Origin of the sequence: Streptomyces sp. CB02923 (genome assembly GCF_001905005.1) — a bacterium.
Taxonomy (GTDB): Bacteria; Actinomycetota; Actinomycetes; order Streptomycetales; family Streptomycetaceae; genus Streptomyces.
This window is the reverse complement of record NZ_LWKZ01000024.1, coordinates 857370-871759: the sequence shown is the minus strand read 5'-3', so window position 1 is coordinate 871759 and position 14390 is coordinate 857370. Positions and strand designations below refer to the sequence as shown.

Annotated in this window: 9 protein-coding genes; 2 read left to right on the top strand and 7 right to left on the bottom strand. The window is 74.4% G+C overall.

Going from position 1 to position 14390, the window contains the following annotated elements; genetic code table 11:
* Position 1: 1 nt before the first annotated feature.
* From A6A06_RS27015 to A6A06_RS27005, 3 genes are all read right to left on the bottom strand, one after another.
* Positions 2–2131 carry a hypothetical protein gene (locus A6A06_RS27015; protein WP_199931174.1) on the bottom strand — a complete coding sequence of 710 codons (2130 nt, stop codon included), beginning with the start codon at positions 2129–2131 and terminating at the stop codon, positions 2–4.
* A gap of 253 nt (positions 2132–2384) precedes the next feature.
* A complete protein-coding gene (locus A6A06_RS27010) occupies positions 2385–3290 on the bottom strand; it encodes a metallophosphoesterase family protein (protein WP_073764128.1) in 906 nt (301 codons plus the stop codon).
* Between the two features lie 94 nt (positions 3291–3384).
* Positions 3385–4926: a PucR family transcriptional regulator gene (locus A6A06_RS27005; RefSeq protein WP_073764126.1), complete on the bottom strand. Its 1542-nt coding sequence runs from the start codon at positions 4924–4926 to the stop codon at positions 3385–3387.
* A gap of 215 nt (positions 4927–5141) precedes the next feature.
* Between A6A06_RS27005 and A6A06_RS27000 the strand changes: the two genes are divergently transcribed.
* The gene (locus tag A6A06_RS27000) at positions 5142–5675 is read left to right on the top strand and encodes a type 1 glutamine amidotransferase domain-containing protein (RefSeq protein WP_073764124.1); all 534 of its coding nucleotides are present in this window, start codon (positions 5142–5144) and stop codon (positions 5673–5675) included.
* Positions 5676–5715: 40 nt separating this feature from the next.
* On the opposite strand, the gene treZ is transcribed toward A6A06_RS27000, so the two are convergent.
* Together treZ and A6A06_RS26990 are read right to left on the bottom strand one after the other, a co-directional pair.
* Complete coding sequence (gene treZ, locus A6A06_RS26995; RefSeq protein WP_443333784.1) at positions 5716–7617, bottom strand: malto-oligosyltrehalose trehalohydrolase; 1902 nt, start codon at positions 7615–7617, stop codon at positions 5716–5718.
* Between the two features lie 49 nt (positions 7618–7666).
* Positions 7667–8593: a GNAT family N-acetyltransferase gene (locus A6A06_RS26990; protein WP_073764122.1), complete on the bottom strand. Its 927-nt coding sequence runs from the start codon at positions 8591–8593 to the stop codon at positions 7667–7669.
* A 332-nt stretch (positions 8594–8925) separates the two neighbouring features.
* On the opposite strand from A6A06_RS26990, the gene A6A06_RS26985 reads away from it, so the two are divergent.
* Complete coding sequence (locus A6A06_RS26985) at positions 8926–9471, top strand: DUF1707 and FHA domain-containing protein (protein ID WP_073764120.1); 546 nt, start codon at positions 8926–8928, stop codon at positions 9469–9471.
* On the opposite strand, the gene otr(A) is transcribed toward A6A06_RS26985, so the two are convergent.
* Together otr(A) and treY are read right to left on the bottom strand one after the other, a co-directional pair.
* A complete protein-coding gene (gene otr(A) / locus A6A06_RS26980) occupies positions 9458–11434 on the bottom strand; it encodes a tetracycline resistance ribosomal protection protein Otr(A) (RefSeq protein WP_073764118.1) in 1977 nt (658 codons plus the stop codon). The genes A6A06_RS26985 and otr(A) overlap by 14 nt on opposite strands.
* Before the next feature lie 261 nt (positions 11435–11695).
* A complete protein-coding gene (treY, locus tag A6A06_RS26975) occupies positions 11696–14149 on the bottom strand; it encodes a malto-oligosyltrehalose synthase (RefSeq protein ID WP_073764116.1) in 2454 nt (817 codons plus the stop codon).
* Positions 14150–14390 lie beyond the last annotated feature (241 nt).

Sequence of the window (14390 nt, the reverse complement as noted above, 5' to 3'; positions counted from 1 at the left end):
GTCAGCGGACCACCAGAGTTGCGGGAGAGGGTTCGTCGAGACGTACGGAGGTGGCGTTGCCGCCGAGCAGGAAGCCGCGCAGGGCGAACGGGGGCCGGTCTCCGGCAGGCAGCTCGCGTTCCACGGCGCCGGCGGTGCGCAGTTCCTCGCCGCTCACCTGCAGTACGGTGGCACCGTCGGCGGGGTGGGCCGGACGGACCGGATCCCGTGTGCCCCCGCGTGCCACCAGGACGAATTCCGGCAGGTCGGTGACGGCTTCACCGTCGGGGCAGGTCAGTGTGACCCGTACGGTGGCGGACCTCCGGCGCAGCGGACGGCGCGGCCTGGGCACGATCCGGTAGGCGATGGCGATGTCCGCGCCGAGCACCACCTCGGCACCGGCGGTGCGGACCACCGTCGTATCCGCCGCGCGGGCTTCGGCGACCGCACTCAGATGTACGGCCGACGGGCCGACGGGAATGCGCAGCCCTTCGCGCAGGAACACGCTGCGGGTGACCGGGTACGCGTCACGGCACCCGTCCTGTTCCCGGACCACCGTGACCCGGCCGGTGTCCTCGGGCCAGTCGAAGGTGACCCGGGCCAGTCCGCCAGTGGTGCGTGCCGCGTGGAACCCGGTCACCGGAGGCGGCACCTCGATGCGGATGCTCGGCCCGGCCACGGCTCGGTCGCCAAGCACCGCCACGGCGGTCACCCGGGCGGTGCCGACCGGTGGCAGCAGTACCCCGGCGTTCCCCTCGGCGGACGGCCAGGCCAGCGGTTCGGGCAGCACACGGGACGAGGGGATGAAGCCCGCACCCGGTTCCGGAGCGGCACCGGGCCATTCGACCAGGCGCACGTCGGCGCCTGCCCCGCCGGACCAGGTGAAGCGCACACCACCGCTCTGCGCGGCGGCGGCCAGCGACCGTAAGGGATCCGGCCAGGGGCGGACCGTGTGCCGGACCTCGATGCCGGGGGAACGGACGTCTTGGCCCGCTGCCGAACGGTAGTGGCAGCTGACCCGGGCCCGGTACGTGCCGGGGGGCAGCGTCCGGGCGGTGAAGCCCTCGTCGTGTGTGTCGGCCTCGGCAGTCCGCCCGCCCGGCCCGGTCAGCATGGCGCTGACAGCGGTGGCTCCGGGCGGGCGGGCCCAGGTGGCGGCAAGGCGCTCCGGTCCCTCGGTGAGCCGCAGACCTGCCACTTCCGGGGTGGCGAGGAAGCGTACGGACACCAGGGGCGGGCCGTCGATGAGCTGGTCGCGCATCGGCAGGATCGCGTAGCAGACCTCGCTGCCGAGCGGTGGCCGGCGGTCTTCGTAGCAACCGTCCGCCGTGTCGGCAAGTACGACCGGTGACTCCTCCGGGGCGGTGAACCGGACGACCCGCCACGCCCGTACGTCCGAGGTGGTGTGCCAGGTCAGGGTCACCGAGTCCGTTCCGAGCCGGGCAGTCGGCGGGCCGGTGGCCGCCACACCGGGGCAGGTGCGGACGAGACCGCGCAGCGCGTCGGGATCGTCGCAGGCCAGCCGCGCGGCGGACAGATAGAGGCGACCGGCCGCTTCCGGCTCTCCCTCGCCCTCCAGCCGGACCGCGGCAGTGAGTATCCCCGTTGTTTGCCGCAGGGTCGTGGTGACCTGCCGGATGCGCCGGTTCAGCCAGGGGTCGTGTCCGGCGGCGCACGAGAGTTCCTGGACGAGCCGGCCGGCGGTGTGCAGACGCCGGTGTTCCCACTCGTCCTCCAGCCCCTGTGCGGCAGCCCGCTGCACAGGTGACAAGCGGGGAAGGGCACGGGCCGCTCGGACCAGTGCCCGGGCTTCGCCGGGATCGACACCAAGTGCGACGGCCGTGGCGGCGTCTCCGCCTTGACGGTGGTTCTGCAGCAATTCGGTCAGCTGGTACAGGAGCACTTGGCGCAATGCCGCGGGGTGGCGGGCGTGCACATACTCCAAGGCGCGCAGAAGAAGTGCTGCGTCCGGGGTGCGCACTGACGCCTGCTGGAGCTCGTGGGAACCGACCCGCTGTCGTGCGCGGGGCCGACGGGAGATGAACACCCCGTCCAGTACGCCCAGGTGGGCCCCGTCGGGGGTGAACGCCTCTCCGAGATGCCGCAGGCCGAGGCCGCGCTGCAGAGCGACGAGCTCCCCATAGCGCGGCACGAGCGGAGACAGTGGCAGGCCGGACACTGCTCCGGACAGGCCCAGATGGTGCCCGAACTCCAACCCCACCGTGCGCCCCCGCGATCACAACCGAACGTGTGGCATCCATCCCAGCAGAAGTCTTCGCACCACGGGCGGATTTCCGGAACTTCGTTCCTACCGTGGCAACTATGCGCAGCTGCCGCGCTCCCGGGCTCGCCCGCGGCCCGCAGTTCGGCGGCTCGGTCATGTCGGCGGCTGGGACGCCCTCTCGTCAGAACTGCGGCGCCCGCGCCACCGCCGGCAGGATCTGCACCAGCTGTCCCGGTGCCGCCTTGCGGCGGCGCCACTCGCGCGGGTAGCCCAGGGACACCTCCACGTGCGGGATGCCGTCCACCTCGATGGTGCGCGGGATGTGCAGGTGGCCGTAGACGACACTGGCCGCACGGAAGCGGCGGGGCCAGTCGGCGGTGGCCGTGGTGCCGCACCACAGGGCGAACTCGGGGTGCCACAGCGGCTCGGTGGGCTCGCGGACGATCGGCCAGTGGTTGACGAGCACCGTGGGCAGGTCCGTGGGGATCTCGGCGAGCCGGGCCTCGGTGGCCGCCACCCGGGCCCGGCACCACGCCTCCCTGGTCGGGTACGGGTCCGGGTGCAGGAAGAACTCGTCGGTGCAGACCACCCCGGCCTCTTCGGCGACGGCCAGGGCCGCGTCCTTGGTGTAGGTGCCGGGCGGGCGGAAGGTGTAGTCGTACAGGGCGAAGAGCGGGGCGATGACGGCCGGGCCGCCTTCGCCCTCCCAGACCGGGTAGGGGTCCTCGGGGGTCAGGACGCCCAGTTCCCGGCAGATCTCCACCAGGTGTTCGTAGCGCCGGACGCCGCGCAGCTGCACGGGGTCGTTGGACGGGGTCCACAGCTCGTGGTTGCCGGGTACCCAGATCACCTTGGCGAAGCGGCTGCTGAGGACGGTGAGCGCCCAGCGGATGTCCGCGACGTACTCACCGATGTCCCCGGCCACCAGCAGCCAGTCGGCGTCCGACGCGGGGCGCAGCCGCTCGACGATCGCGCGGTTCTCCTCGTAGCGGATGTGCAGGTCGGCAATGGCCATCAGCTTGCCCGGCGCGGACCCTGCGCGGTCGGCCTCGGCGGTGCGGTCTCCTTCGGAGCATGGGATCTGCATGACCTGACGGTAGGACAGAAGACCCGGCCGGGGACACGCCGGGGGGTGGGCTGTTGCCCACACCTGTGTCCGCACGCGGGCGCCGGGGCGGTCGTCAGGGCCGTGCCGCGCCGCCCGACGGTACGTCGCCGCCGCGCCGGATGCGGGTGGCCAGCCACAGGTCGAAACGGTCGTCGGGGTCGTCGAGCCGGCGCCCCGTCAGGTCCATCGCCTTGTCTAGCCGGTTGCGTACGGTGTGCCGGTGCACGCCGAGGCGGCGGCTGGTGGCGTCCCACGCGCCGCCGGTCTCCAGCCAGGCCGCGAGCGTCGTCAGCAACTCCTCGCCGTGGTCGGCGAGATCGAGCGGGCCGAGCACGGCGTCGGCGTAACCGTGCAGCGTACGGCGGTCACCGAGGTCCAGGAGCAGTCGGCTGGCCGCGCTCTGCCGGGCCTCCTCGGGCACCCCGCTCGCCCGGCTGACGCCGAGCAGCCCCGCCGCCTGCCGCAGCGAGACCCGTACCGCGTCCGGCGGGGCGAGCGGGCCGATACCGGCCGGGCAGCGGGGCGCGAACCGGCCGAGCACGTCCCGTACGTCCAGGCCCGCGCCCACCACGGCCTCGACGAGCCCGCTCGCCGCGACCCGGATCAGGCCGCCGGGTACGGCCAGCGCCAGGTCGGCGGCGACGTCGTGGGGGCCGTTGTCCGCGGGGCCGGCGGCCGGGGGTTCGACCACGACGCCGCGCACCCGGTCGTCGTGCAGCCCGACGGCGGCCAGGATGTCGCGGGCCCGGCCCGCCGGGCCTTCTTCGTCGGACAGCAGCTCGGCGAGCAGCGCCGACCTGCGGCGCCGCTCCGGTTCGTCCATCAGGTGGCGGCGTTCCAGCTCCAGCGAGAGCAGGGAGACCAGGCCGGGGACGACGGCGCGGGCGGCGGCGTCCGGGCTGCCGGTGAGCAGCAGCAGGCCGCGCAGCCGCCGGGCGCCGAGGGGCTGCACCTCCAGCTGGCGGCCGCCGGCCGTGCTGGACGCGCTGCCGCGCAGGCCGCGTGCGGCGACCCGTTCGACGAGGTCGCGCGCCGCTGCCGGGGACGGGGCCGGCCGGCCGCCGCCGGTGGCGAGCAGCCGCCCGAGCGGATCGAGCACCGCGGCGCCGATGCCGGTGGCGGCGGTCCATTCCTCCAGCGTCGGCTGCAGCCCGCTGTCCGTCGCCGCCGCGGTCAGCCGCCGCTGTGTCGCGAAGGCCCGCTGGAGCACGGTGCGCTGCTCGTCGGCGCGCGCGTCGAACACGGCTTTGGTGACCGCGATGAAGGGCACCTCGTCGGGCACGGTGAGCAGCGGCAGGGCCGCTTCGCGTGCGGCGTCGACCAGGGGCGCGGGGGCTTCCTGGTGCGGGAGCCCGGTGCCGAGTCCGAGGGCGAGGCAGGCCGCGCCGCCCTCGGTCACGTCGCGGACGTACGCCCGGCAGGCGGCCGGTTCCATCGGCAGCACCAGGCCGATCGTCATCAGCAGCTCGCCGCCCTGCAGCCACTTCCCCGGGTGCAGCAGGTCGGAGACGGTGGCGGCCTCGACGGTACGGTCCAGCAGCCCGGCCGGGACGTCGTAGGTCACCGACAGGTTCAGCGCGGGCCGGGCGAGGAGGTCGGTGATACGAAGAGGCATGGACACAGTGTCTATGAGGTGAAGGCCTGGTGGACGGCCGGTCCAGCAAAGCCGGGTTGCTCCGTTTGCGGGGCGACGTATCCCGGTACCCGCTTTCCGGGTACGCATCACATCCCATTTGGCACGTTTTTACCCGCTTGCGGCCGGGGATGCGACAAGCAGACCGCAAAGGGAACACCCCTTCGCACGCAAGACGAACGCAAAGGATGAGCGGCATGCAGGTGGCGTTTCTCGTAGCACCCGAAGGCATCGAGCAGGTCGAGCTGACCGAACCGTGGCAGGCGGTGATCGACGCGGGCGGCACCCCGAAGCTGGTCTCCACCGGGTCCGGCCGCGTCCAGGCGTACCACCACCTGGACAAGGCGGACACCTTCCCCGTCGACCAGACCGTGGACCAGGCACAGGTCGCCGACTTCGACGGGCTGGTGCTGCCCGGCGGCGTCGCCAACCCGGACGCGCTGCGGCTGGACGCGAAGGCCGTGGCGTTCGCCCGCGGCTTCTTCGACGCGGGCAAGCCGGTGGCGGCGATCTGCCACGCGCCGTGGACGCTGATCGAGGCGGACGTGGTGCGCGACCGTACGCTGACGTCCTGGCCGAGCCTGCGCACGGACATCGAGAACGCCGGCGGCACCTGGGTGGACGAGCAGGTCAAGGTCTGCACCGGCGGCCCCAACACGCTGATCACCAGCCGCAAGCCGGACGACCTCAAGGCGTTCTGCGACACGTTCGTGGCGGAGTTCGCGCGCTGATCCGCCAGAAGCGCCCCGGCTGCGCCGTCCGGGCGGCCCGTCAGCCCGCTTCCGGCTCCGGCGGCGCTTCCGGATCCAGCAGCACCGCGGCCGACTCGGGCGGCAGTCGCAGGACGCCGTCCGGGCCGGCCGCCACCGCGTCCGGCCCGGACGGCCACGCCACCAGCACCCGCGCCCGCGCGCTCCCGCCCGGCACCCCGGCCGTGCCCGTGCCGTCCCCGCCGAGACGCACCACCACCCGCACCGGGCCGCGCCGCAGGGACAGCCAGCGGGCCTCCTCGTCGTACGTGACCCGGGACCGCGTCATGTCCGGATCGGTGAGCGACGGGTGCGCCGCCCGCACCGAGAGCAGGGCGCGGTACCAGGCCAGCAGCGCGGCGTGCGGCTCGCGCTCCGGCTCCGACCAGTCCAGACAGGAGCGGTCCCGGGTCGCCGGGTCCTGCGGGTCCGGGATCTCCGACTCCCGCCAGCCGTGTTCGGCGAACTCGCGGCGGCGCCCGTCGCGTACCGCCGCGGCCAGCTCCGGGTCCGTGTGATCGGTGAAGAACTGCCAGGGCGTACGGGCCGCCCACTCCTCGCCCATGAACAGCATCGGCGTGAACGGCGAACACAGCACCAGCGCGGCCCCGCAGGCGACGAGACCGGGGGAGAGACCGGCGGCCGACCGGTCCCCCAGCGCCCGGTTGCCGATCTGGTCGTGCGTCTGGGCATAGGCCAGCAGCCGGTGGGCGCCGGTGGCACGCCGGTCCAGCGGACTGCCGTGCCGACGGCCGCGGAAGCTGGAATACGTACCGTCGTGGAAGAAGCCGCCGGTCAGCGTCTTGGCGAGGGCGGCGAGCGGCGCGCGGGCGAAGTCGGCGTAGTAGCCCTGGGACTCGCCGGTCAGCGCGGTGTGCAGACTGTGATGGAAGTCGTCGTTCCACTGGGCGTGCAGGCCGTGCCCGCCGCCCGCGCGCGGGGCGATGGTGCGCGGATCGTTAAGGTCGGACTCGGCGATCAGGAACAGCGGGCGCCGCAGGTGTGTGGCGAGGGCGTCGACGGCGGCGGACAGGTCGGCCAGGAAATGGCGGGCCCGGGTGTCGATCAGGGCATGTACGGCATCGAGGCGCAGGCCGTCGATCCGGTAGTCGCGCAGCCAGGCGAGCGCGCTCTCGATGAAGTACGCACGGACCTCGTCCGACCCGGCCGCGTCGAGGTTCACCGCGGAGCCCCACGGCGTGTGGTGGGTCTCCGTGAAGTACGGCCCGAAGGAGGGCAGATGATTGCCGGACGGGCCGAGATGGTTGTGCACCACGTCCAAGACGACGCCCAGGCCGTGCCCGTGGGCGGCGTCGACCAGGCGCTTGAGCCCGTCCGGACCGCCGTACGGCTCGTGTACGGCCCAGGGGGCGACGCCCTCGTACCCCCAGCCGTGCGTCCCGGGAAACGGGCACACCGGCATCAGCGCGAGATGGGTGACGCCCAGCGCGGCGAGGTGCGGCAGGCGTTCGACGGCCGCGTCGAAGGTACCCGCACCGGTGAACGTCCCCGTGTGCAGCTCGTACAGGACCGCGCCCGGCAGGGGACGGCCGGGCCAGTCGTGCCGCCAGGCGAACCGGGCGTGCTCGACGACCGCGCTCGGCCCGTCCGGCCCCTCGGGCTGCCGGGCCGAGCGCGGGTCGGGCAGGAGCGGACCGCCGTCGAGGCGGAAGCCGTAGCGGTCCCCGTGGCGGGCCGGGGCGTCGGCCCGCCACCAGCCCGCGCGGCCGGGGTCGCGCTCCATGGGGACGTGCTCGGCGGGCACCCGCCCCATGGGGGCACGCCCCGTCACCGCGGCGTGCCCCGTCGTCAGGGCGTACCCCTCGCCCTCCTCCTGCGCCCCGCCGTCCGCGGCCCGGCCGCGGGGCGTGGCGAACTGGAGCGCGACCTGTCCGGCGTTCGGCGCCCACACCTCGAAGAGCACGGCAGTCCTCCTTCGTCCGGCGGTCGGACGGAGAAGGCTCCGCCCGTCCTCAGACGAAGAATGCACGCTCCTGTGTCATCGGATAGCCCGCCTTGGCGAAAGCCGCCGCCATCGGGACGTTCGGCTGGTCCGTTTCGCCGATGATCTTTTCCGCGCCCGACGCCGCGAGGTGCCGGGTGCAGTCGACGAGCAGGTCGTAGCCGTACCCCCGGCCGCGCTGCTCCGGCACGATGCCGATGAACCCGATGACCGGTGCCTGGAGGTTGCGGGCCGGCACGTGCAGCCCGACGACCTCGCCGCCCCGCCCGGGGTCGGCCGTCCAGGCGACCCGCCACCAGTCGCGCGGCGACGGGCACCAGCGGAAGAAGTCCAGCTCCTCCTGGGCGGCCTGCTCGATGCCGCCCTCGGCGATGGCCTGCCGGGCGTGGGCGTCCAGCGAGCCGGTCTCGACGCGCCGCAGAATGTCCAGGATCACCCCGTCGTCGGGCTCGGGACGGAACACCAGCCGCCCCGGCGCCTCCGGGAGCCCGCAGTCGGGCGTCCAGGTGTAGCGGAACCGTTCGACGAGCGGTACGAGCCCGGCGGCGGCAGCCGCGTCCGTACGGGCGCGGGCGGCGTCCCGTACCGCGGGCTGCTCCCGCCAGCCGGGCGGCAGTTGCAGCACGTACTCGGCGTGCAGGGGCGCGGCGCGCAGCAGCCGGACGGCGGCGTCCGACTCGCCCGGCGCGAAATCGAACCAGTCCAGGGCGACCGGCCGGGCGTCGTCCGGCCCGGCCCACCAGGCGGCACGGGCCACCACCACACCGTCGCGCAGTGCGACCCACGTCCACTCCGGGCGGTACTGGCCGCCCTGGGCGAAGGTCGTGTAGCGGCGGCCGAACGGCAGGTGGCCGACGAGGTGCGCGGTGGGGTCGTCCAGCGTGTCGAACAGAAACGCGTCGCTCTCGGTGAGCGCGCGGATGACCAACTCGGTCATGGGGTCCTCTCGGAAGGCATGCGATGCGCTCCCGACCGGCCGATATCAGCCCAGGACGGCCCGGCGGACGGGGCGGGAGCACGGGAACGGGTACGTCGGCACGGCTCTCGCCTCCTCTCCTCTGCCAGGGCCGGTCTGCCGGGGCCGGTCTGCCGGGGCCGGTCTGCCGGGGCCGGTCATCCAGGTCCGGTCATCCAGGGCCGGCGCAGATCGTAGCCCGGACCGCGGACGCCGCGCCACGGATTTATCGCGCGGTTCGCCGCCGCGGGCCGGGCCCCGCCTGCGGTTCGCCCGGCTGGACACCGGCGCGCGGGCACCGGACAATCACCGGCATGACATCGCTGGAGTTCCCGGCCCGACCGGTACGCCCGTCGGAAGCCGACCGGGAGCGCGCCTTGGAGCTGCTCCGCGAGGGCGCGGCGCAGGGCCGGCTGTCCCAGGACACCTTTCTGCGGCGGCTGGAGCTGGTGCTCGGCGCCCGCCAGCACGCCGAACTCGCCGCGGCCACCGCCGACCTGGCCTCCCGCGGCCGGGTCGAGGGCGCCGTGCTGCGCGCGGTGGGCAAGGTGTCGTCGTTCAACATCATGGTCCGCAGGGCCTGGCGCAGGGAGCGGCTGCCGAAGCTGCTGCTCCCCGCGCCGGGACCGTTCCCTCTCCTCATAGGCCGCGCCCCCGGCTCCGGCCTCCGCCTGAACCACGACACCGTCTCGCGCGCCCACGCCGAACTGCGCAGCGCGGGCGGCGGCTGGCTGCTGCGCGACCTCGGCTCCACGAACGGCACCTGCGTCAACGGCCGCCGGGTGATGGGAGAAGTGCTGGTCCGCCCCGGCGACCACGTGGCGTTCGGCCGCGTCGACTACGTCCTCACCGAGGGGTAGCCGCCCGCGCGGCCGGACCCCCGGACCCGCCGGGCCCGGCGGCGTACGGAGCCCCCTCCGGCGCCGGGCGGTCGCCCGCCGGGCCTGACGGCTGCGACCACCAGGTGCCCTCGCCACGGGTGAGGCCCGGCAGACGCCGCTCGAAGTCGGGGACCCGGCGGGCCGGGAGAGTGCCGGTGAGGAGCCAGGCGCCACCGGACTCCGAAGTGTCGTCGAACTCGGCGCCCAGCGAGGCGAGCTGCGCGGTGACCGGGGCGATCGTGTCGGGCGGCACCTCCGCCTCGAAGGAGTGGCACGGTTCGTACACCCGCGTCCCGGCCCGGCGCAGGGCGCGCGCCAGGACGACCGGGGTGACCCCGCGGAAGTCACCGGCCGTGCTGACCGGGCCCACGAAACCGGAACGGGTCAGCACGACACGGCAGTCGGTGACCGCCCAGCCCCGCGGCCCGGTCCGCAGCGACGCGTACACCGTGTCCTCGACGGCCTGGTGGAACCCGTGCGGCAGCGCGCCGAGTTCGGTCTCGTACGCGAACCGCGGGCCGGAGCCCCGGGGGCCCGGCTCGACGCGCAGACCGACCGTCGCCCACCAGCCGACGTGATCGCGTCCGGTGATCTCCTCGTACGCCTCGCCGGTGCCCAGGAGCCGCTCCACGCACACCACCCGGCTCGGCTCGAAGTCCGCCGCGATGCCGTGGTCCTGGAGGAGCGTCGCCGCGATGATCTCCTTCTGGACCTCTCCGTAGAGGAGGACCGAGGTGGCGCCCGCGGCGGCGGGCCGGGCGTGGATGAGCGGGTCCTGCTCCGCCAGGAGCAGCAGCGCGGCGTGCAGGCGGGCGGCTTCGGCCGGACGCCGGGCGCGCACCAGGGTCTCCAGGGTCGGACGGGAGAACAGCGCGCCGTCGCCCTCCTGGTGCGCGCCGGGCGCTTCGCCGCCCAGCCGGTCGCCGACGCGGACGCCGGGCAGGCCGCGCAGCACCGCGATGTTGCCCGCCGTCAGCGGCTCCCGGTCACCCGGCGGCCGTCCCACGACCTCCAGCGCGGTGATCCGCCCTTCGACGCGGCCGGCCGTGCCGTCCGGCTCCCGCCGGTGCAGGGTGATCTGCCCGCGCGGCCGCAACGCGCCGTCGTAGAGCCGCAGATAGGCGCTCTTGCCGCCGCCGGGCTCGCGCTGGACGGCGAAGACCGTGCCGCGCGGCGGCGCGTCCGGGGTACCGGGCACGGGCGGGATCAGCCGCGTCATGCCGTCGACGAGCGCGCCGACGCCCTGCCCGCCGATCGCCGAACCGAAGTACAGCGGATGCACCGAGCCGTCCGCGGTACGGGCGGCCAGCGCGGCCCGCAGCTCGTCCGGGGTGGGCGGCGGGCCGTCCACGGCGCGGGCGAGGATCCGCTCGTCGGCGTCGGCGAGGAGTTCGGTCAGCCGGGCCCGTACGGCGGGAGTCCGCGCGCAGAGTGGCGCCGTCCGCGCGTCCGGGGTGCCGGGGTCGTGCACGGCGGTCATCGGGACGACGTGCGGCGCCAGGGCGCGGCGGATGTCCGCCACCAGCGCGTCGGTCCGCGCGCCCGCCCGGTCGATCTTGTTGACGAACAGGAGGGTGGGCAGCCGCAGCCGCCGCAGCGTCTTCATCAGGACACGCGTACGCGCCTGTACGCCTTCGACGGCGGACAGGAGCAGCACGGCACCGTCCAGCACGCCCAGGGCGCGCTCCACCTCGGCGATGAAGTCGGAGTGCCCGGGGGTGTCGATGAGATTGACCTGGACGTCTCCCGCGGTGAAGGAGGCGACCGCGGACCGGATCGTGATGCCGCGCTCGCGCTCGATGGCACCGGTGTCGGTACGGGTGTCCCCGGCGTCCACGCTGCCGAGGCGGTCGATGGTGCCGGTCGCGTACAGGAGCCGCTCGGTCAGGCTGGTCTTACCCGCGTCGACGTGGGCCAGAATGCCGATGTTCAGGGTGTGCATGGGTGGTCGAGACCTCGAGAACTGTCGTCCGGTAAGGGCGCTGAGTAGTTCCGAGGTTTCGGCGCATTCCGTTGCTCCTGCTTGTGGCGCGGGGCGCGCACGGGACGTCCGAGCGCGCGGGGTGCGGGTCGTACGCGCCGATGGTGACCGTACGGCCGGGACGACGCAACTCCATTTCCCGGCGCGCGCTCCGGACATGCCGGGAGCGGGGTCGTCCCAACCGAAGCGGTCCCCGCACCGGCCCCGTCCGCGCCCGCCCCGTCAGTCCTTCGCGACCAGCAGTGCCACCGGGTACTGCCCCAGCAGTTCACGCAGACACACCACCGGGCCCGGCACTTCCCGGCCGGTGAGCAGTTCGCGCCAGCCCGTGCCCGTGCCCGGGAGGGACAGTTCCGTGTCGCGCCAGCCGCCGTCCTCGGCCAGTCGGAGGGAGAGCCGGGTGGCCACCGTGACCGCCCGCCCGGCGCGGGCGAAGGCCAGGCAGTGGCCGGCCGCCGTGCCGTCGGCGTGCAGCGGTGTGTACGTCCCCTGGACGCCGAACCACGCGGGGCGGGACCGCCGCAGGCGCAGGGCCGTCGCGGTCAGCAGCAGCTTCTCCGCGTTCAGGTCCTGCGGTGCCGTACCGCCGTCCAGCTCGGTGAGCAGGTCCGCGCGCAGTCGCGGCGGGCGGCGGTTGTCGGGGTCGACCAGGGCGTTGTACTCGGTCTCGGTGCCCTGGTACAGGTCGGGTACGCCGGGCATCGTCAGGTGGAGCAGTGCCGCGCTGAGTACGTTGGCGCGGATGTACGGGGCCAGTGCGGTGGCCAGTTCGGTCAGTGAGGACGCCGCCGGTCCGCACGGACCGGCGCGCAGGAAGTCGCCGGCCGCCTCCTCGTAACCGGCGTCCTGATCCGTCCAGGACGTGTGCAGCCCGGCCTCGCGTACGGCCTTCAGCACCGACGGGATCAGCCGTTCGGCGGACGGCTTGCCCAGGCCGAAGGCGGTCTGCCAGGCCACCCACGCCAGGTGCTGGTCCGGCGGCTGCGGCCCCTCGCCTCCGGCCGGTCCGGCGGACACCCGGCGCAGCAGTTCCCGCCACCGGTCCGGGCATTCGGACAGGACGGCGATCCGCGCCCGGACGTCGGCGCTGCGCTTGGTGTCGTGCGTGGAGAGCACCGTCGCGGTCAGCGGCCAGTCCCGCTGGATGCGGGCGCAGTACGCGTGGAAGGTGTCCACGCCCACCGTGGGCGCGCCCGGGTCGGCACCGACCTCACAGGCCGACAGCAGCGGCACATAGCGGTAGAAGGCGGTGTCCTCCACGGACTTGGCGCGCAGCGCGGACGACGTCTGGGCGAAGCGCGCGCAGAAGTCCGCGCAGTCCGGGCCGTCCCCGAGCAGGCCGAGCGCGAGGTCGCGTACCAGGTCCACCGCGAGTGCCTCTTCCGGCGCGCGGAAGACCGTACGCGCCCGCGCGGCCGCCTCGGCCAGCATCGCCGCGTCCTGCTCGCCGCGCCGCGGGTCGCGTGCCCCGGCGCCGTCGGTGGCGTACGGGCGGTAGACGGGCAGCCGGACCAGAAGTTCCCGGACGGCGGTGCGCAGCGCCCAGGGCGCGTGGTCGCCCTGGTGGGAGGCCCGGTCGCTGATCCGTCCGGCGGTGCGGACCAGCCGTTCGACTTCTGCGGCGAGGTCGTGGGTGACGACCTCGTAGGCGGCGCGGCGTACCGTTTCCTCCCAGTCGCCGCCCGCGTCCGCGAGGGGGGCGACGAAGTCCCGGTAGACGGTGAAGAGCCGGCCGGAGCCGAGCGGGCAGACGAACAGGCCGTCCAGGTGCCGCAGCGCGTCGTAGCCGGTGGTGCCCGCGCACTTCCAGCCGCGCGGCAGGTGTTCCCGGCCGGTCAGGATCTTCTCGGTCACCGTCCAGCGGCCGCCGGTGGCGGTGTGCAGCCGGGCGAGGTAGTCGCCGGGGGCGGCCAGGCCGTCCGGGTGGTCGATGCGCAGCCCGTCGACGACCCCTTCGCGGAGCAGCCGCAGCAGCGTGCCGTGCGTGGCCTCGAAGACCCCGGGGTCCTCGGCCCGCACCCCGATCAGCTCCGAAATGGTGAAGAACCGCCGGTAGTTGATCTCGCTGCGGGCCAGCCGCCACCAGGCGAGGCGGTACCACTGCGCGTCCAGCAGGCGGGGCAGCGGCAGCTGCTCGGTGCCGGGCCTGACGGGGAAGACGTGGTCGTGGTAGCGCAGCACGTCGCCGTCGACCCGGAGATTCCCCAGCTCGTCGCCCAGGCGCCCGCCCAGCACCGGCAGCAGCACCCGCCCGCCGTGTCCGCCGTCCCAGTCGATGTCGAACCAGCGGGCGTACGGGGACGCGGGACCGTCCCGCAGCACCGCCCACAGCGGGGCGTTGAGCGACTCCGGCGCCGGGACGGCCATGTGGTTGGGCACGATGTCCACCACCAGCCGCAGGCCGTGCGCGGCGGCCGTCGCGGCCAGCGCCCGCAGGCCCTCCTCGCCGCCCAGCTCGGCCCGTACCGCCGAGTGGTCCACCACGTCGTAGCCGTGCGTGGACCCGGGCGCCGCCTCCAGGACGGGGGAGAGGTGGAGGTGCGAGACGCCCAGCGCGCCGAGGTACGGCACGGCCTTCTCGGCCGCGGCGAAGGGCAGGTCCGGCTGGAGCTGGAGCCGGTACGTTGCGGTGGGGGGCGCAGTGGCGGTGGGTGGCGCACTGGAATCGGCCGTCATGGGAACACCCGTACCCGCCGGACGGCTTGTTGTGTCATCCGGCCCGGGACGCCGTGGCGCCGGAACGCTGCGTACGTACGGTCCGTACGGGCCCCGGCGACCCCGCCGGACAGCGCCGTCCGATGACCTCCGCACGCACCGGGCCGTCCCTCGGGGCGGCCCGCCCCCAGCCGGGCGACCGCATCGCGGCGCAACGTCTCCGCCCACTGGTGCGTACGGGGCGGGACGGCCGCAATGCCGT

What these genes read in the sequence shown, in the direction of transcription:
- A6A06_RS27010 (WP_073764128.1), bottom strand. Translation starts at nt 3,290, where the DNA reads ATGCAGATCCCATGCTCCGAAGGAGACCGCACCGCCGAGGCCGACCGC.
- A6A06_RS26985 (WP_073764120.1), top strand. Translation starts at nt 8,926, where the DNA reads ATGACATCGCTGGAGTTCCCGGCCCGACCGGTACGCCCGTCGGAAGCC.
- A6A06_RS26990 (WP_073764122.1), bottom strand. Translation starts at nt 8,593, where the DNA reads ATGACCGAGTTGGTCATCCGCGCGCTCACCGAGAGCGACGCGTTTCTG.
- A6A06_RS27005 (WP_073764126.1), bottom strand. Translation starts at nt 4,926, where the DNA reads ATGCCTCTTCGTATCACCGACCTCCTCGCCCGGCCCGCGCTGAACCTG.
- A6A06_RS27000 (WP_073764124.1), top strand. Translation starts at nt 5,142, where the DNA reads ATGCAGGTGGCGTTTCTCGTAGCACCCGAAGGCATCGAGCAGGTCGAG.
- treY (WP_073764116.1), bottom strand. Translation starts at nt 14,149, where the DNA reads ATGACGGCCGATTCCAGTGCGCCACCCACCGCCACTGCGCCCCCCACC.